A 16,520-nucleotide genomic window follows, 5' to 3' on the forward strand; every position below is an offset into this window, starting at 1 on the left:
AAATGAGAATAAGAAGCATAATCACATTATTACTATTTACCTCATTCACTTTTGCCCAAGTAGGCACAAATGGAGCGGATAGAAAGGAAGAAGGGCGACCTATTAAGGAGTATAACCTTACCATTGAAGAAAATAAAATGACGCTTGGTGGTGTCTCTGCCAATGCAATGACTATCAACGGTAGTATTCCTGGACCTGTTTTGGAATTTGAGGAAGGAGACCTTGCTATAATCAACGTAACCAATAAAATGGATGAGGAAACATCAGTGCACTGGCACGGGTTGATACTTCCAAATTTTTACGATGGTGTACCCTATTTGACCACGCCACCCATTGAGCCAGGAACAACTTTCCAATACAGAATCCCAATAAACCAATCGGGTACGTATTGGTATCATTCCCATACAATGCTACAAGAACAGAAAGGTGTATACGGGTCTATTATCATTCATCCAAAAGAAAAAACCTTGGTATATGATAAAGATTTGGTCGTGGTGTTATCAGATTGGACGAATGAAAAACCAATGAATGTATTGAGAAATCTTAAAAGAGGTAACGAGTGGTATCAAGTTAAAAAAGGTACAGCAGTTCCTCTTAGTAGGGTCATTTCAGAAGGTGCTTTTGGCCCCCAACTTAAATTTTGGAGAGACCGTATGGAAGGCGCTGATATTGCAGACATTTATTATCCCGCATTTTTGTCCAACGGTAAAAAATTGGCGGAGTATCCAGAATTCAGGGCAGGCGAAAAAATACGTCTTCGCTTCATCAACGCGTCCGCCTCTACTTATTATTGGCTGGATTTTGGCGGAGGAAACCCAATGGTGGTATCTAGTGATGGTATTGACGTACAGCCCGTATCTAAAAGCCGATTTCTATTTGGCATAGCCGAAACGTATGATGTCATTGTCACTATTCCCGAAGGCACCTTAGAAGTTACCGCAACAGCTCAAGATGGTTCAGGTCATACCTCTATACAATTAGGTAATGGTACCCTTTATCCGGCTAAAAGAATAGACAGACCTGATAAAGTAGAGATGATGAAACAAATGGGTAAAATGGATATGAAAATGGGAGCACCTGCAATGGTGGGAAATAAAAAAAAGAAGACACCTGAAGTTTTAATGCAGAAGTATGGGATGAATATGAAAGACGGCGAGATGAAAATGGGAATGCATGATAAAATGTCAATGAAAGATGGTAAGATGAATGACCAAATGGATATGAAAATGAAGATGGACGATACGATGGGAATGAAAAAGGACGGCCATATGCACGATATGCAAATGATGCAGAAAGATACTGCCTCTTTTGATTATGACACTCGTAAGACTTATTTCAACTACGACTTTTTAAAGGCAACGGAAAATACCACCTACAAAGCCGATTTACCAGTTAACGACATTCTGTTGAACCTGACTGGAAATATGCAACGCTATGTATGGAGTATGAACGGTGTTCCACTTTCGGAAACCGATAAAATAAAAATTAAAAGTGGGGAAGTAACCCGAATAACACTTAACAACCTAACGATGATGCATCACCCGATGCACTTGCACGGGCATTATTTTAGGGTCATTAATGAAAACGGAGAACGTTCGCCCTTAAAACACACCGTCAATGTACCGCCAATGCAAAAAGTGGTCATAGAATTCTATAACGAAGAGTATGGCGATTGGTTCTTTCATTGCCACGTACTATATCATATGATGGGCGGTATGGCAAGAGTGTTTAGTTACGATACCCCGAGGGATGAAAGAATGAAAGATTACCCCGTTCAAAAACTTATCGATGAGACAGACCACTACTATTCTTGGGGATTGGCTCGTTTAGGCTCAAACTTTAATGAACTCTTTTTAACGTCAAGCAATATCCGTAATGAATTTGGCTTGAGAGCAGAGTTCGATTACGACAAGAACCTTGAAGCCGAAGTAAATTACAATAGGTATCTCAATGATTGGGTGCGTCTCTATGTAGGTATTAACACAGAAACTGAAACACCTGATTCCTTCGATGAGTTCAATACTGTTGGTCTTATTGGGGTAAAATACTTTACGCCTTACAGGTTTAACGTAGATGTGAGTATGGATAACCAGCTACGTCCAAGAATACGTTTGGATAGAGAGCTATTAATTTTTCCTCGAATTTTTCTGGAAGGAGAATACGAATATAGAGCAGACTTTGGATGGGTCAATGATTTAGGAGATAGCTCTTATGAAAGTGAAACACAATGGTTGGTAGGTCTTTCGTACATCCTCTCTAGAAATTTTTCAATACAGGGTAACTATAACAACCGATATGGTTGGGGTGGTGGTCTTTTAGCAAGATTTTAATTATAAAGTGGATGAAAATGAAATCAAAAAAACAATATACTAGAAGAAATTTTGTGGAAACTATAGGCTTTGCAGCGGGTGGTTTATATCTGCTGCCATTGTCGTCTTCCTGCAAATCAGATAATCCTTCTAAAGTTGTCAATGAAGGGAAAAAGATTTCAAAAGAATTTGAAGCCAGTATAGATATTCAGTTAAAGGCTGTTCAGTCCAAAACAAATATTATTGACGGCAAGGCTACTGACACTTATTCATATACCGGTTCTTTAATTAAAGGAGAAAAGGATTCTCTTCAACAGATAAGTGAAAGTTCGCTTGGTCCGATAATTAGGGTAAAAAAAGGGGATAAAGTGCGAATACGTTTTGAAAATCAAATACCCGGAAAATCCATAATTCATTGGCACGGTCTGCACGTTTCTCACGAGAATGATGGTCATCCCGAGTACGTTGTGACTAAGGGAGAAACCTACATCTATGAGTTCGAAATAATGAATAAAGCAGGTACTTATTGGTTCCATCCACATCCGCATCGAACAACAGGAGAACAAGTATACAAGGGTTTGGCAGGTTTATTTATTGTAACTGACGATGAAGAAAAATCTTTGAATTTACCATCAGGAGAATATGATATCCCAGTAGTAATCCAGGATAGGACATTTGATGAGAACAATCAATTAGTATATCTGCCTAATGGAAGAATGGATAAAATGAGGGGCTTTCTGGGTAGTGAAATATTGATTAACGGAAAAATCGATAAAACATTAAGACTACATAAGGACGGGAAATATCGCTTAAGGCTTCTCAATGGTTCCAACTCGCGAGTATATAAATTGGCGTGGAACACTGGACAACCTATCACTGTTTTTGGTGTGGATGGTGGACTCTTGGGAAGCCCTAAAAAACTACCTTATTTAATTCTTGGGCCTGCCCAAAGAGTTAATGTATGGCTGGATTTATCGAATATGTTGGAGGGCGAGGAAATTTCGCTAGTTCATAAACCTATACCATTGGATGATATGATGGGCGGTGGAATGATGAACGGCGGCGGCATGATGGGACGTGGAATGATGGGAAATGATAACACCAATTTATTACCGTTCAATAGCGAATTCAAGATTCTTAAAATCGATGTTGAATCCTCAAACCCAAATGAGGCAGAACTGCCTGAAAGATTGACGAAAATATCCTCTTTGGATCCAATGGATGCGGTAAACAGGAATAACCCCAGAACATTCCATTTCGGTATGGAGGAAATGATGGAATGGACAATAAACGGAAGAACCTACAATGGAATGGAAGTGGCTGATGATGAAATCGTGAAGCTCGACTCAACAGAGATTTGGCGGATAAATAACGGAGGAAATATTTCCAACAATAGTGATAATAATGGCGGGGGTATAATGGGGATGCATGGAAGCGGTGGTATGATGGGCAATAGAGGAGGTATGGCAAATATGATGCAGATGCCCCACCCCGTACACATTCATCAAGTACAATTCAACATTCTAAATCGAAATACGGATAACGTTGACCAGAATCTCTGGCATGCTGTTAAAGATGGTTTCATAGACGAAGGATGGCAAGATAGTGTGTATTTGTTGCCTGGCATGTATATGGACCTGATAATGCGCTTTGAAGATTTCAAGGGACTGTTTCTCTATCACTGTCATAATCTCGAACACGAGGATATGGGAATGATGAGAAATTTCAAAATAACCTAAATAATATAGAGTTCACAATCAGCATTCAATAAATGTCGCAATACAAAAAAAATAGTCTCAGTTTAGTAGGTGCCATATCCCTAGGTACAGGGGTAATGATTGGAGCAGGAATTTTTGCGCTTTTGGGGCAAGTGGCAGAATTATCTGGCCAATGGTTTCCGTATGCATTTTTGATAGGAGCCATTATTTCGGGATTTAGTGCCTACACTTATGTTAAGATGTCCAATGCCTATCCCTCTGCGGGAGGAATTGCTATGTATCTAAAAAAGATATATGGCAAAAGCGCGTTGACTGCCTCAGGGGCGTTGCTGATGGCCTTATCAATGGTCATCAACGAAAGTTTGGTAGCCCGAACCTTTGGTTCTTATACATTACAGTTATTTGATGTAGGAGAAAATAGTATATGGGTGCCCATTTTAGGGGTAGTACTGTTGGTGGTTGCCTTTCTTATCAATATTTTAGGCAACAAAGTAATCGGAAAGTCCTCTTTGGTAATGGCCATTCTTAAAATAGGTGGGATAGCCATTTTTGCCATAGGCGGACTATGGGCCGCAGGTTTTTCATTCTCCGAAGTAGTTCCGTCCGAAAGTCTCACGGAATACCCAATCACTAATTATTTGGGAGCACTGGCTTTGTCTATTTTGGCTTACAAAGGTTTTACGACCATAACCAATAGTGGAGATGAAATTGTCAATCCAAATAAAAATGTGGGGCGTTCCATCATCATCTCGTTGCTCATCTGTACGGTGGTTTATTTATTGGTCGCCTTTGCGGTCTCTTCCAATCTATCGATAGATGACATTATAGCGGCGAAGGACTATTCATTGGCAGAAGCTTCCCGCCCGGCTTTTGGTAAGTACGGGCTTTGGTTCACAGTGGGTATCGCCATCATCTCGACAATTTCTGGTGTGATAGCGAGCATTTTTGCAGTATCCAGAATGACAGCAATGCTGACCGAAAAGGAATTGATTCCCCATGAACATTTTAGTATGCCAGGCAGGCTTCAAAAGCATATGCTGGTGTATACAGTAGTTCTGGCCATAACCTTGACTATTTTATTTGATCTTACCCGAATCGCCTCTTTAGGTGCCATATTTTATTTGATCATGGATATTGGAATCCATTGGGGGGTGTTTAAAAATCTCCGTAAGGATGTGCAGGCCAATCCTGTTGTTTTGATTACGGCGATTATTCTGGATGTGGTGGTTCTTGGGGCTTTTCTTTGGATAAAAGCAAGCAGTGATGTATTGGTAGTAATTGTGGCGGTCATACTAATGGTCTTGATTTTTTTCGGTGAGAAGTGGTTTTTAAAACGAAATGAAAGTAACGTGAAAGAAGATTAAAATTTAGAGAAATGAGATATAAACCTTTAAAAATGAGAAAAATGAAAACAACAGCTAGAATTTTGATGTCAATTGTATTGATAGGAACTATGGTGGGCTGCAAATCGACTTTTAATGCAGCCGAGACCATGCAGGTCGAGGAGAACAGAAGTGCCATTTACCAAGAGATCATTTCAAATCCAGTTCAGTTTACCAATTTTATCAGTGAGGCGAGAAAAAATGAAGAGGCCAAAAAGATTCTGATGAAGAGCCATATGGAACAGATGGAATCGGGAGACATGAAAATGATGATGGACAAGAATCCCGAGATGAAGGAAAAAATGCAGTCCCATATGCAGAAGATGATGGAAAAGAACCCAGAAATGAAGGAAAAGATGCAGGCCAAAATGCTCGATAAGATGATGGAGAGCGAAAAGGGCCGTAAGATGTTGATGGAAAAAATGCACAAAAACGAAATGATGAAAAAGGAGATGAAGGAAAGAATGAAAAATATGATGGAAGAGAACCCTGCTATGATGCAAGAAATGATGCAGAAAATGATGGAAAAGAATCCTGAAATGAAGGAAAAGATGAAAGAAAAAATGAAAAGTAAAGGAGCGTAAGCCACCGAATACCGCGGTGGATTGAAAACAGAAAATAACTATTAAAATCCTGAAATTATGATGATGTGGTGGTGGATATTGATACCGGTCATTTTGGTGTTGGCCTTTTTTATGTATGACGGACGAAATAACAGAAGTTCTAAGACCAAGGAAAATCCTAGGGACATCCTAGACAGTCGATTTGCCAAAGGAGAACTGTCCAAACAAGAATATGAGGAACAAAAACGAACGTTGAATTCTAAAAATTAAAACGATGGAATATTATTTCAACAAGACCCTTAACGAAGATTTTGAAAAGGTCATAGATAAGGTAACGGAAGAACTGAAAAAAGAGGGTTTTGGCATCTTGACCGAAATCGATGTCAAGGAAACCCTGAAGAAGAAACTGGACGTGGACTTCAAAAAATACAGAATATTGGGGGCCTGTAATCCGCCCTATGCCCATAAGGCACTGGAAACAGAAGATAAGATAGGTACTATGTTGCCTTGCAATGTAATCGTGCAGGAAGTATCGAAAGGGAATGTAGAGGTGGCGGCGGTAAATCCAATGGCTTCAATGCAGGCTGTTAGTAATAAAAAACTACACAAAGTGGCCAACGAAATCACAACTAAGTTAAAATCTGTAATTAATCGTCTTTAATAGTCTGATATGGAAAAGAATAGTCTTAATAAAAATTTAGACAGTCAAAATTATAGTGATAGCCAAAGTACACAGTATGGTATTGTGAGAAGGTATGGTACTGTAACTTTTAATGAAGCGTTAAAGCAGGTAAAAAAACACTTAAGAAAAGCTCAATTTGATATTGTAGCCGAGATGGACATTAGTGAATATCTAGATGATTATTTTCAAAACTTACCTCAACATTTGATTTTACTGATTTGTAATAAGAAAACCGCTGCCGAATTAATTTCAAACGACATACAAATGACCACTTTAATACCCTGTAAAATCAGTATTAAAGAGGTTGAGGACAAAAGTATCATTGAGGTTTCCATTGAAGATATTGAAAAGACCTGGTCATTGTCAGACAAATCTACAGTTAGAAAATTATCTAAGAGCGTAAAAAAATCATTAATCGAATTATTGGATTATATCGGTCCACAAAATGTCAAATTATAAATTAAAATGAAAAAAATGAAGAAACTAAAAACAACCTTATTAGCCATTACGATGTTACTTATTGCATCTGTGTCAATTTCCTGTAAAGGTGGAAACAAGACTGAATCATCTAAGACATTAGACAATCAAATGCAGAAAGAGACAGAACAAATGACAAACAGCGATAATCAAGAATCCAAGGCAGAAGCTATTTTAAGCGATTACTTCAATTTGAAGGATGCTTTGGTAAATGATGACAATGCAAGGGCGAAAGACCTAGGAAATACATTGGCACAATCGCTTAAATCTTTTGATGCGTCAAGCTATTCTGAAAGCGAAAAGTCTGACTTGAAAGAAATTATTGAAGATGCTACTGAGCACGCAGAGCATATCGGCGAAAGCGATATCAAGCATCAGCGAGAACATTTTAAGACTTTGAGCAAAGATGTAACGGATATGGTCGCAATTACCGGAACGGATAAAAAGCTCTATGAGCAATTTTGTCCAATGTACGATGGTGGTACCGTTTGGTTAAGTATGAGTGAGGATATTAAAAATCCATACTACGGAAGTAAAATGCTAACCTGCGGAAAAGTCCAAAAAGAAATCAATTAAATGAAGGCTGTAAAAATCATAGTAATAGTATTGTTGGTTGCTTTTGTAGGCATACAGTTTATGCCTGTAGAACGTAATCAAAGCGATGGTGTTCCAAAAACCGACTTTATGTTGGTAAATGATGTCCCAAGCGATATCAAGAACAAATTGCAAGTCTCTTGTTATGATTGCCACAGTAACAACACACAGTATCCTTGGTACAACAAGGTGCAACCAGTGGCTTGGTATTTAGAAAATCACATAGCCGAAGGTAAAGCAGAGCTCAATTTTAGTGAGTGGGCAGAGTATTCGGCTAGGCGGAAGAAAAGCAAGTTAAGGTCTATTGTCAACCAAATTATAAACGACGAAATGCCTATGGATTCTTATACTTTGATTCACAAAGAGGCAGCTTTTTCAGAAGAAGAAATTCAACAGGTTATTAAGTATATGGAAAATTTAAAAGACAGTTTATAATTAAAAAAAGATAAGATGAAAAATTTAAAAAAGAATATAGCATTGATGCTATTGTTAGCAGTTTCTTTTAGCAATGCACAGGAAAAAGAGAAAATGAATCATAATCACGATAAAATGATGACTATGAAAGGTGACACAAAATCCGAGGCGATTTTAAGCGATTATTTCAATTTAAAAAACGCCTTGGTGACTGATGATTCCAAAAAAGCAGCTGAATTAGGTGCGAAATTGGCAACTTCATTAAAAGCTTTTGACAAGTCAAAGTATAAGGTAGAAGAGCAAAAAGAATTGACGGACATTATTGAAGATGCTACAGAGCACGCAGAACATATTGCAAAAAGTGATATAGGTCACCAAAGAGAACATTTTAAGACATTGAGCAAGGATATTTCAGATTTGATAGTAATTACAGGTACGAAAAGTACACTGTACAAACAATTTTGTCCTATGTATGATGGTGGTAGCTCTTGGTTGAGTACCAGCAATCAAGTGAGAAACCCATATTATGGCAGTAAAATGCTCAAATGTGGAAAAGTAAAAGAGACTATTAATTAGATAATCCCTTCCTTATGTTTTGGAGTCTTTTAGTTTTATTAATTAACAAAATGGTTTCGATTTTAAGGATATATTAATAGTCATTAAGTCCTGTCGTGGGAAGGAAAACAATGTTGATGGTTAGTGTTAGTTCCTTCCCGTGTCAGGCATAAGATAATTGAAAAAGAGAAGTTGATTTGGTTAATAGCAGCCTGCATAAGGGAGAGAGGTTAAATCCCCCTAGAATAATAGTATCTCTCTTCCTTTGACAGGCAAACAAAAAGTTTAAAAAGAGAAGTTTAGTGGAATATACTTGAATTTGAGAGAAGGACTTATTTTTTTGATTGATGGAATACTGTCTAACTCTCATTTTCAGGTATTATTTAAAAATGTAACGATAACAAAATAAAATAATGAAAGATTGTTGCAAAGACGGATGCCATTGCAAAGAAGAGAAATCTGTAGTTAAAAAATGGTTCAATTATATAATATATGCAATACTGATTATAATAACTGGTGGTGCGTTGGCACTTCAATTATTTGATTAGAGGATTAATAAAGTGAATATGGAAGACATAACAAACACATCAAAAAATACAGGCTTTTATGAACAGCTTTTTAAAAAAGTATTGCTTACTGCTAGTGTAGTTATTGCTTTGTCGTTAAGTTATGTGTTTTGGGCTAATGAAAATCCTGATAGCACATTTTTACCTCTTTTAATTGTTGTGTTGGCTTTAGTCAAAACGGTCTTTATTGTGAGGCTCACTTTTATACAGTTAAGCAAAATAATAGGCGAAAGTCATCAACTTACACATGTTCTTACATTATTTGCTGTATTAATTGTTTTGATTACCCTTTCGTTTTCAGCAGATTATCAAGCGCTGTACGTGCTAAATTCTGAAAACTTTAAATCTGCCACATCACTTAATGACTCATTTTTTATGCAATTCTTTGAGTTTATGTATTTCAGCTTAATCACATTTTCATCAGTTGGCTTTGGTGATATAGTACCATTAACAATTTCTGGTAAACTCTTGGTAATGATGGAAGTATTCTTGAGCTTTTTTGTTTTGGTTTTTGGTATTGCCAATATTAATAGAATACACGTTAACAAATAACCCTTTTAAAAACTATAATTATGAAAGTACTTAAATTAATTACACTAATAACTATTCTCATTACAACAGTCAATTTTACCAATGCACAAAACAGTAATGATACGATAGATAAGCAAGACGTTATCGAAGTAATGAAATCATACAAGGACGCTTTACAAAACTTAACGACCGAAGGAACATTTGAGTTGTTTACCGAAGATTCTAAAGTGTTTGAATCCGGAGGTGTAGAAGGTTCTTATGCGCATTACATAGAACATCATTTGGGGCCAGAATTGGGACACTTTAAAAGCTTTACTTTTTCAGATTATGAAATCGATGTTCAGGTTGATGAAGATTATGCATTTACAACAGAAACGTATGTTTATACCATTGTATTAAAGCCCAATGATAAAGGTGAAAGTAGAACTATAGCTAAAAAAGGCGTAGCAACTTCCATTCTAAAGAGAATAGGTGAAAAATGGAAAATCATCAAAACACATTCTTCTTCAAGAAATAAAAAATAAAATCATATGAGACTACGTATTCTTTTTATCCTATTGTTATGCACGCTTCTTTTTGTGTCTTGTAAGCAAAAAACAAAAGAAACCGAAACAATTTTAGAGCAACCAAAAACTGAAACTTCATCGAAGCTACCAAAAAAAGTATTAAGTCCACATACTTCAACTATGGGAATGGTCGGTGATGCGCATATTCATATTGATTATTCATCGCCTGGGGTTAGGGGGCGAATTATTTTCGGTGGATTAGTTGGTTACAATAATGTTTGGCAAGCAGGTGCACATATGGCCACTTGGTTAGAAACTAATAAAGATTTGACCATTGATGGAAAAGTACTACCTGCAGGTAAATATGGATTTTTTACAATACCATCAAAAGAGGATTGGACTATAATGATTAATAAAAATTGGAATCAGCACGGAAAAGATGATTACGATGAAAAAGATGATGTAATACGATTTAAAGTGACACCAATTATTACAGATGAAATTACGGAGCATTTAGAATATAAAGTAAATAAGTTAAGTGAAACAGAAGGTACTATTTCTCTTGCTTGGGAAAAGGTAACGATTAGCTTTCCTTTCAAATTAAACCAATAAGATGGTCAATAGACATACAGCATTAAAAATAAGAAAAGCGCATCGTTATTTGGGCCTCTTTTTAGGTATTCAATTCCTAATGTGGACGATTAGCGGTCTATATTTTAGTTGGACAGATATTGATGACATCCACGGTGACCAATTTAAAAAGGAGAAACCAAAACAAACGTCCTTTAATAATTTGTTAGGTACTGCTCAACTAAATTTAAAAGAACCAATTCAAAACTTGGAACTGTTGGAAATAGCCGGCGAACCCTATTATTGGATAAATGAGAACAATCTGTACAATGCGGTTTCAGGCAATAAAAAGAATGGAATTACAGAACAAGAAGCAATCAAAGTAGCTGAACGCTATATGTTACCGGATTTAAAATTAGACAAAATACGGAGGATTGAAACTGTAAGCGACCACCACGAATACAGAGGAAGGCCTCTACCAGCTTATGAGATTTCATATAAAACTGATGAAAATCTTAAAGCTTACGTTGCCATTGAAAATGGAGCTTTTCAAACAGTACGCCATCGAGATTGGCGCTGGTTTGACTTTCTCTGGATGACGCACACTATGGATTATCAAGGGCGAGATAATTTTAATACAATAGTTCTAAGAGCTTTTTCACTTTTAGGATTAATAACAGTACTCAGTGGTTTTTTACTGTGGTATACATCATCACCTACAATTAGAAAAATAAATAAGAGAACAAAAAAGTAATATTATGAATAAAAACATTATTTACATAGGTGTTGCGTTGATTGTTGGCCTTTTAGGCGGCTTTCTAATATTCGGTGGAGGTTCTGCTGATACTGCAACAAATAAGGTTACAGACGACCACAATCATTCGGAAGAAATTGCTTCTAATCAAATGTGGACCTGTTCAATGCATCCACAAATTATGAAAGATGAACCTGGCGACTGTCCCATTTGTGGAATGGACTTAATCCCTGCCGATGCTGGTGCAGACGGCCTTAATGCTAACGAAATTAAAATGACCGAAAATGCAATGGCTTTGGCTAATATCCAAACATCCGTTGTGGGACAAGGACAAATGGGAGATAATTCTTTAAAGTTATCTGGTAAGATTATGACTAATGAAGAATCCAATGCCGTTCAAGTAACCTATTTTGGTGGAAGAATTGAAAAACTATACGTTAATTCTACGGGAGAACGTGTTGGAGCTGGTCAACGATTGGCAACCATTTATTCGCCAGAATTAGTTGCTGCACAGCAAGAACTACTAACCGCTTCATCGCTAAAAGAATCGCAACCCGAGTTATACAAGGCAGTAAGAAACAAGCTTAAACTTTGGAAGCTTTCAGAAAAGCAAATTAATACCATTGAAAATGCGGGTAAGGTACAAGAATACTTTCCTGTATTTGCCACGGTTTCTGGAACAGTAACTCATAAGATGGTAGAAGAAGGCGACTATGTAAAGCAAGGGCAGCCGTTATATAAGATTGCAAATTTTAATACCGTTTGGGCAGAATTTGATGCTTATGAAAATCAAATTGCGTTATTAAAAGAAGGACAGACTATTAAGATTACCACAAACGCCTATCGTAATGATGTCTTTGATGCAAAAATTTCATTCATTGACCCATTATTAAATTCTGCAACCAGAACCATAGTTGTAAGAGCTATATTAAATAATAAAAAAGACAAGTTCAAGCCAGGAATGTTTGTTGAAGGGAAAGTTGAAGGCATTAAACCTGGTTCTAAAAGTACAGTGACTGTTCCGGCCACTGCTGTGATGTGGACTGGGGAACGCTCTGTGGTTTATCTTAAAACAAAACCAAATGAACCTGTTTTTGAAATGAAAGAAGTTCTATTAGGTAATGCCAATGGGGATACTTACACCATTTTAGAAGGATTAGAAAATGGAGATGAAGTAGTCACTAATGGTACATTTACCGTGGATGCAGCAGCCCAATTACAGGGTAAAAAATCTATGATGAATGCAGAAGGAGGTAAGACTATGACCGGTCATGAAGGGCATTTGGGAATGCAAGGCGATAACGCAGGAGATAAAATGGATAAAACCAATCACTCACAAATGAACAAAAGGATTGATGTGTCTAACAAATTTCAAAAACAGTTAAAAGAGGTTTTTGATGGCTATATTCTATTGAAAGATGCTCTTGTTAACGACGACTCTGAAGAAGCACAAACTGCTGCAAAAAGAGTAAGTCAGAATTTATCAAAAGTAGATATGAAATTATTATCTAATGAGGAAGCGCATAACCATTGGATGACAATTCAGAAAGAATTGAAAAATTCTGCAAATGGAATTGAAAACAGTTCGGATATAGCGGTACAAAGAGGACATTTTAAACATCTTTCTGCTCATATAACAAGTGGTATAAAACTTTTTGGGATTGACCAAAAAGTGTATAAAGAGTTTTGTCCTATGGCAGATAACAATAAAGGTGCATATTGGTTAAGTCTAGAAGAAGAAATTCGTAATCCGTATTACGGACAAGCGATGTTAAAATGTGGTGAAGTAAAGGAGACTATAGAATAATTAATCTTATAGGTTAAACGTATATAATTATATAGTTCCATAAAGAAAATTATACAATGGCAAGAATAACGATGATGAGTGAGAGTAGAAGAAATAGGAGAAAAGCTGCAAGGAACAAGCACCAATACAAAAACAATATTTCTAGAAAAGATAAAATTATTGGTGTACTTGCTATCATTGTGATATTTATTATCGCTGTTATTGCAGCATATTACTATTCCCTTTCAAAAGCTGGGTTAAAGTTGTTTTAAAAAAATGAGTTCTATAATTCACATAAAAAATATGGTATGTCCACGATGTATCTCAGCAGTATCTAAGATTTTACAAGAGTTAGGAATATCGTATAGCTCAATTAAATTGGGAGAAGTGAGATTAACAAAACCTTTAAGTGTAGAAACTAAAAATACACTTTCTAAAGCACTTCAAGAGGCTGGCTTCAACTTAATCAACGACCGCAAAGGTCAACTTATAGAACAGATGAAGACCTTGGTGGTAGATAAAATCCATCACTCGTCAGAAGATTTGAATATTAAATGGGCAGACTTTATAACTGAAAAATTACATCTAGATTATAAATATTTAAGTTCCCTATACTCATCAGTGGAGAGTATCACATTTGAACAGTACATTATTAACCAAAAGATTGAGCGCGTAAAAGAACTCATAGTTTATGATGAATTAACCTTAAGTGAGATAGCTTTTAAGCTAAACTATAGCAGTGTTGCTTATTTGAGTAATCAGTTTAAAAAAGTTACTGGGATGACGCCCACACAGTTTAAAAATAGTATAAATAAAAACAGAAAATCACTTGATGACCTTTAGGGTATTGAGAATTTAATGCTACTGTTATGTCGAACAATCGACTAGTATTTTAAATGAGGTAAAGTATTATCTATTGTAGCAAATACTTGTTTTGTGTAAATCTTAATTTTAATAACTTAAATTAATTAAAATAACCAAAAATATAAATTATGGAAAACAACGAAAAAAAGCCAAATAATTATTTAAAATTTTTCGCAATGATTGGAACATCAATGGTTGCGATGTTCTTTTTAATGTATACACACTCGTATCAGATTATTGACCATTTCTGGTACAGTGAGACCAGATTTTTTATGACACTAATTATGGGTGGGTCGATGGTCATTATTATGCTTCTTTATATGTTAAATATGTACAAAGACAAAAGCAAGAATATTATGATTTTGAGTCTAGGGGTTTTGTTGATTGCAGGTGGAATTTGGCTAGTCCGAAGTCAAGTAACAGTTACTGGTGTCGACTATATGGAGGGTATGATTCCCCATCACTCTATAGCTATTTTAACTAGCGAACGGTCTAAAATAAAAGATATCAGAGTAAGGAAAATTGCCGATGAAATCATTAAAGCGCAACGTCGGGAAATAATGGAAATGCAGTGGTTAATCAATGACATCAAAGAAAATGGGATAGTGGAAACAGAAGAAGAAAAAGAAAAACGTCCTCTTCCCAAATTTGAAGGATCACTTACAGAAGAAACAAAGAATCTAAACGATTAAAAATATAAGGACACATCATCGATTAAAAGAAAAAGGATTTGCCTCAAATAATCTTTCCAATTAGGGAAAGGCTTTAGAGGTTGAAAATCTTTTTTCTTTTAGAGGTTGATGAATTAAAAAAATGACTGCCAGCCTGCAAAAGATTCTTAACGAGGATAGTAGAGTGATTTTTCTCGAAACACTACATTTGCTTTTAGAATATAATATTAGAGATTTTAAGTTATAGTTAATTTGAATGATATGTTAATCTTTTTTGCTTATTTAAGTATTTGCTTAAATAATTATATAATTGTAAATTTACTAAAATTTTAATTATGGCTCTTGAATTAAGTTGCACCCGTGCAGAGGCAGACGAGAAGCAGTTGATGCGCTGTCGTAACACTTTGAATGCAAGCTCAGAATTAATCAATAGTATTGGTAAGATACTGGCCCTGGCAGGTAATGAAACTAGACTGAAGATCCTATTCCTGTTGAACGAGGAAGGTGAGCTTTGTCCTTGTGATTTTTCAGATATACTGCAAATGAGTGTCCCAGCAATTTCACAACACATTCGAAAGATGAAGGATGCCGGATTGATTTCTTCGAGACGAGATGGTCAAACGTTGTATTACTCTTTGGTGAAAGATTCAAGCGAAGTATTGGAAGGAATTTTCGGCAGGCTTAAAGAAAACAAAAAAGTAGCATAGAATGAATATGGAAAAATCATCAAATACAGCAGCTTACACTGGAATAATTTCAGCAATAGCGGCATCAATATGCTGTATTACACCTGTTTTGGCTGTAATAGCGGGAACAAGTGGAATTGCTTCAACATTTTCTTGGATAGAACCTTTTAGACCTTACCTAATTGGATTGACAATTTTAGTTCTTTGTTTTGCTTGGTATCAGAAATTGAAATCCAAGAACGAAATTGACTGTGAATGTCATATTAATGAAAAGCCAAAATTTATACAGTCAAAAACCTTTTTAGGAATTGTAACCGTATTTGCAATTGTAATGTTGGCTTTTCCATACTATTCAGGAATTTTTTATCCAAACACAGAAAAGCAAATAATCTTAGTTGACAAATCTGATATTAAAACAACGGAATTTAAAATCAGCGGAATGACCTGTACAGGTTGCGAGGAACACGTCAACCACGAAGTAAATAAACTTAATGGAATTGTAAATTCAAAGACGTCCTACGAAAAAGGAAATGCAATTATTGAATTTGACAAAACCAAGACGAATGAAACGGAAATTGAGAAAGCAATTAACTCAACAGGTTATAAAGTAACCGACAAGGAAGAAAACTAATGGAAATCCAATTAAAATCAGAAATTACATGCCCCAACTGCGGACATAAAAAAGCAGAAGACATGCCAACAAATGCGTGTCAGTTTTTTTATGAGTGTGAAAATTGTAAAAAGGTTCTGAAACCAAAAGAAGGAGATTGTTGTGTTTACTGCTCTTATGGAACTGTACCTTGTCCGCCAATTCAAGAGAATAAAAGCTGTTGCTAATTCAGAATAGATTTTTGCACAACCATTGCATTAAATTTATCATATCTTTGTTACG

Annotated in this window: 21 protein-coding genes; all 21 read left to right on the forward strand. The window is 36.0% G+C overall.

What is annotated here, in order from left to right; genetic code table 11:
- Positions 1-2: 2 nt before the first annotated feature.
- The 21 genes from ACFQ1M_RS17180 (at position 3) to ACFQ1M_RS17280 (ending at position 16,465) form a co-directional block, all read left to right on the forward strand.
- The gene (locus tag ACFQ1M_RS17180; RefSeq protein WP_386410585.1) at positions 3-2,330 is read left to right on the forward strand and encodes a multicopper oxidase domain-containing protein; all 2,328 of its coding nucleotides are present in this window, start codon (positions 3-5) and stop codon (positions 2,328-2,330) included.
- A 17-nt stretch (positions 2,331-2,347) separates the two neighbouring features.
- Positions 2,348-4,048, forward strand: a complete 1,701-nt coding sequence (locus ACFQ1M_RS17185) for a multicopper oxidase family protein (protein WP_386410587.1) — start codon at positions 2,348-2,350, stop codon at positions 4,046-4,048.
- A gap of 32 nt (positions 4,049-4,080) precedes the next feature.
- A complete protein-coding gene (locus tag ACFQ1M_RS17190; RefSeq protein WP_386410590.1) occupies positions 4,081-5,391 on the forward strand; it encodes an APC family permease in 1,311 nt (436 codons plus the stop codon).
- A gap of 41 nt (positions 5,392-5,432) precedes the next feature.
- Complete coding sequence (locus ACFQ1M_RS17195) at positions 5,433-5,993, forward strand: hypothetical protein (protein ID WP_386410592.1); 561 nt, start codon at positions 5,433-5,435, stop codon at positions 5,991-5,993.
- Positions 5,994-6,050: 57 nt separating this feature from the next.
- Positions 6,051-6,242, forward strand: a complete 192-nt coding sequence (locus tag ACFQ1M_RS17200) for an SHOCT domain-containing protein (RefSeq protein WP_386410595.1) — start codon at positions 6,051-6,053, stop codon at positions 6,240-6,242.
- A gap of 4 nt (positions 6,243-6,246) precedes the next feature.
- Positions 6,247-6,633 carry a DUF302 domain-containing protein gene (locus tag ACFQ1M_RS17205; protein ID WP_386410598.1) on the forward strand — a complete coding sequence of 129 codons (387 nt, stop codon included), beginning with the start codon at positions 6,247-6,249 and terminating at the stop codon, positions 6,631-6,633.
- A 9-nt stretch (positions 6,634-6,642) separates the two neighbouring features.
- The gene (locus ACFQ1M_RS17210; protein ID WP_386410601.1) at positions 6,643-7,113 is read left to right on the forward strand and encodes a DUF302 domain-containing protein; all 471 of its coding nucleotides are present in this window, start codon (positions 6,643-6,645) and stop codon (positions 7,111-7,113) included.
- Positions 7,114-7,128: 15 nt separating this feature from the next.
- Complete coding sequence (locus ACFQ1M_RS17215; RefSeq protein WP_386410604.1) at positions 7,129-7,707, forward strand: DUF3347 domain-containing protein; 579 nt, start codon at positions 7,129-7,131, stop codon at positions 7,705-7,707.
- Entirely contained in the window at positions 7,708-8,160 is a 453-nt protein-coding gene (locus tag ACFQ1M_RS17220) for a heme-binding domain-containing protein (RefSeq protein ID WP_386410607.1), read from the forward strand. It abuts the gene before it with no gap.
- A 15-nt stretch (positions 8,161-8,175) separates the two neighbouring features.
- Complete coding sequence (locus ACFQ1M_RS17225; protein WP_299217618.1) at positions 8,176-8,715, forward strand: DUF3347 domain-containing protein; 540 nt, start codon at positions 8,176-8,178, stop codon at positions 8,713-8,715.
- Positions 8,716-9,260: 545 nt separating this feature from the next.
- A complete protein-coding gene (locus ACFQ1M_RS17230) occupies positions 9,261-9,812 on the forward strand; it encodes a potassium channel family protein (protein WP_386410610.1) in 552 nt (183 codons plus the stop codon).
- A gap of 20 nt (positions 9,813-9,832) precedes the next feature.
- A complete protein-coding gene (locus ACFQ1M_RS17235) occupies positions 9,833-10,315 on the forward strand; it encodes a YybH family protein (protein WP_386410613.1) in 483 nt (160 codons plus the stop codon).
- 6 nt (positions 10,316-10,321) lie between these two features.
- Entirely contained in the window at positions 10,322-10,909 is a 588-nt protein-coding gene (locus tag ACFQ1M_RS17240; protein WP_386410616.1) for a DUF2911 domain-containing protein, read from the forward strand.
- A 1-nt stretch (position 10,910) separates the two neighbouring features.
- The gene (locus ACFQ1M_RS17245; protein ID WP_386410619.1) at positions 10,911-11,621 is read left to right on the forward strand and encodes a PepSY domain-containing protein; all 711 of its coding nucleotides are present in this window, start codon (positions 10,911-10,913) and stop codon (positions 11,619-11,621) included.
- 4 nt (positions 11,622-11,625) lie between these two features.
- Positions 11,626-13,428 (forward strand): efflux RND transporter periplasmic adaptor subunit, encoded by a 1,803-nt coding sequence (locus ACFQ1M_RS17250; RefSeq protein ID WP_386410622.1) that lies wholly within the window; start codon positions 11,626-11,628, stop codon positions 13,426-13,428.
- 56 nt (positions 13,429-13,484) lie between these two features.
- Positions 13,485-13,679, forward strand: a complete 195-nt coding sequence (locus ACFQ1M_RS17255; protein WP_299217599.1) for a hypothetical protein — start codon at positions 13,485-13,487, stop codon at positions 13,677-13,679.
- 4 nt (positions 13,680-13,683) lie between these two features.
- Positions 13,684-14,250, forward strand: a complete 567-nt coding sequence (locus ACFQ1M_RS17260) for a helix-turn-helix domain-containing protein (RefSeq protein ID WP_386410625.1) — start codon at positions 13,684-13,686, stop codon at positions 14,248-14,250.
- Between the two features lie 149 nt (positions 14,251-14,399).
- Positions 14,400-14,963 carry a DUF305 domain-containing protein gene (locus ACFQ1M_RS17265; RefSeq protein WP_386410628.1) on the forward strand — a complete coding sequence of 188 codons (564 nt, stop codon included), beginning with the start codon at positions 14,400-14,402 and terminating at the stop codon, positions 14,961-14,963.
- A 314-nt stretch (positions 14,964-15,277) separates the two neighbouring features.
- Complete coding sequence (locus ACFQ1M_RS17270; RefSeq protein ID WP_386410631.1) at positions 15,278-15,649, forward strand: ArsR/SmtB family transcription factor; 372 nt, start codon at positions 15,278-15,280, stop codon at positions 15,647-15,649.
- A 1-nt stretch (position 15,650) separates the two neighbouring features.
- Positions 15,651-16,259, forward strand: a complete 609-nt coding sequence (merTP, locus tag ACFQ1M_RS17275) for a mercuric transport protein MerTP (protein ID WP_386410634.1) — start codon at positions 15,651-15,653, stop codon at positions 16,257-16,259.
- Positions 16,259-16,465 carry a GDCCVxC domain-containing (seleno)protein gene (locus tag ACFQ1M_RS17280; protein WP_082422419.1) on the forward strand — a complete coding sequence of 69 codons (207 nt, stop codon included), beginning with the start codon at positions 16,259-16,261 and terminating at the stop codon, positions 16,463-16,465. The genes merTP and ACFQ1M_RS17280 overlap by 1 nt, the downstream gene beginning before the upstream one ends.
- Positions 16,466-16,520 lie beyond the last annotated feature (55 nt).

It is taken from the genome of Sungkyunkwania multivorans (assembly GCF_042675645.1).
GTDB classification, from domain to species: Bacteria; Bacteroidota; Bacteroidia; order Flavobacteriales; family Flavobacteriaceae; genus Sungkyunkwania; species Sungkyunkwania multivorans.

What these genes read in the sequence shown, in the direction of transcription:
- ACFQ1M_RS17180 (WP_386410585.1), top strand. Translation starts at nt 3, where the DNA reads ATGAGAATAAGAAGCATAATCACATTATTACTATTTACCTCATTCACT.
- ACFQ1M_RS17185 (WP_386410587.1), top strand. Translation starts at nt 2,348, where the DNA reads ATGAAATCAAAAAAACAATATACTAGAAGAAATTTTGTGGAAACTATA.
- ACFQ1M_RS17190 (WP_386410590.1), top strand. Translation starts at nt 4,081, where the DNA reads ATGTCGCAATACAAAAAAAATAGTCTCAGTTTAGTAGGTGCCATATCC.
- ACFQ1M_RS17195 (WP_386410592.1), top strand. Translation starts at nt 5,433, where the DNA reads ATGAAAACAACAGCTAGAATTTTGATGTCAATTGTATTGATAGGAACT.
- ACFQ1M_RS17200 (WP_386410595.1), top strand. Translation starts at nt 6,051, where the DNA reads ATGATGATGTGGTGGTGGATATTGATACCGGTCATTTTGGTGTTGGCC.
- ACFQ1M_RS17205 (WP_386410598.1), top strand. Translation starts at nt 6,247, where the DNA reads ATGGAATATTATTTCAACAAGACCCTTAACGAAGATTTTGAAAAGGTC.
- ACFQ1M_RS17210 (WP_386410601.1), top strand. Translation starts at nt 6,643, where the DNA reads ATGGAAAAGAATAGTCTTAATAAAAATTTAGACAGTCAAAATTATAGT.
- ACFQ1M_RS17215 (WP_386410604.1), top strand. Translation starts at nt 7,129, where the DNA reads ATGAAGAAACTAAAAACAACCTTATTAGCCATTACGATGTTACTTATT.
- ACFQ1M_RS17220 (WP_386410607.1), top strand. Translation starts at nt 7,708, where the DNA reads ATGAAGGCTGTAAAAATCATAGTAATAGTATTGTTGGTTGCTTTTGTA.
- ACFQ1M_RS17225 (WP_299217618.1), top strand. Translation starts at nt 8,176, where the DNA reads ATGAAAAATTTAAAAAAGAATATAGCATTGATGCTATTGTTAGCAGTT.
- ACFQ1M_RS17230 (WP_386410610.1), top strand. Translation starts at nt 9,261, where the DNA reads ATGGAAGACATAACAAACACATCAAAAAATACAGGCTTTTATGAACAG.
- ACFQ1M_RS17235 (WP_386410613.1), top strand. Translation starts at nt 9,833, where the DNA reads ATGAAAGTACTTAAATTAATTACACTAATAACTATTCTCATTACAACA.
- ACFQ1M_RS17240 (WP_386410616.1), top strand. Translation starts at nt 10,322, where the DNA reads ATGAGACTACGTATTCTTTTTATCCTATTGTTATGCACGCTTCTTTTT.
- ACFQ1M_RS17245 (WP_386410619.1), top strand. Translation starts at nt 10,911, where the DNA reads ATGGTCAATAGACATACAGCATTAAAAATAAGAAAAGCGCATCGTTAT.
- ACFQ1M_RS17250 (WP_386410622.1), top strand. Translation starts at nt 11,626, where the DNA reads ATGAATAAAAACATTATTTACATAGGTGTTGCGTTGATTGTTGGCCTT.
- ACFQ1M_RS17255 (WP_299217599.1), top strand. Translation starts at nt 13,485, where the DNA reads ATGGCAAGAATAACGATGATGAGTGAGAGTAGAAGAAATAGGAGAAAA.
- ACFQ1M_RS17260 (WP_386410625.1), top strand. Translation starts at nt 13,684, where the DNA reads ATGAGTTCTATAATTCACATAAAAAATATGGTATGTCCACGATGTATC.
- ACFQ1M_RS17265 (WP_386410628.1), top strand. Translation starts at nt 14,400, where the DNA reads ATGGAAAACAACGAAAAAAAGCCAAATAATTATTTAAAATTTTTCGCA.
- ACFQ1M_RS17270 (WP_386410631.1), top strand. Translation starts at nt 15,278, where the DNA reads ATGGCTCTTGAATTAAGTTGCACCCGTGCAGAGGCAGACGAGAAGCAG.
- merTP (WP_386410634.1), top strand. Translation starts at nt 15,651, where the DNA reads ATGAATATGGAAAAATCATCAAATACAGCAGCTTACACTGGAATAATT.
- ACFQ1M_RS17280 (WP_082422419.1), top strand. Translation starts at nt 16,259, where the DNA reads ATGGAAATCCAATTAAAATCAGAAATTACATGCCCCAACTGCGGACAT.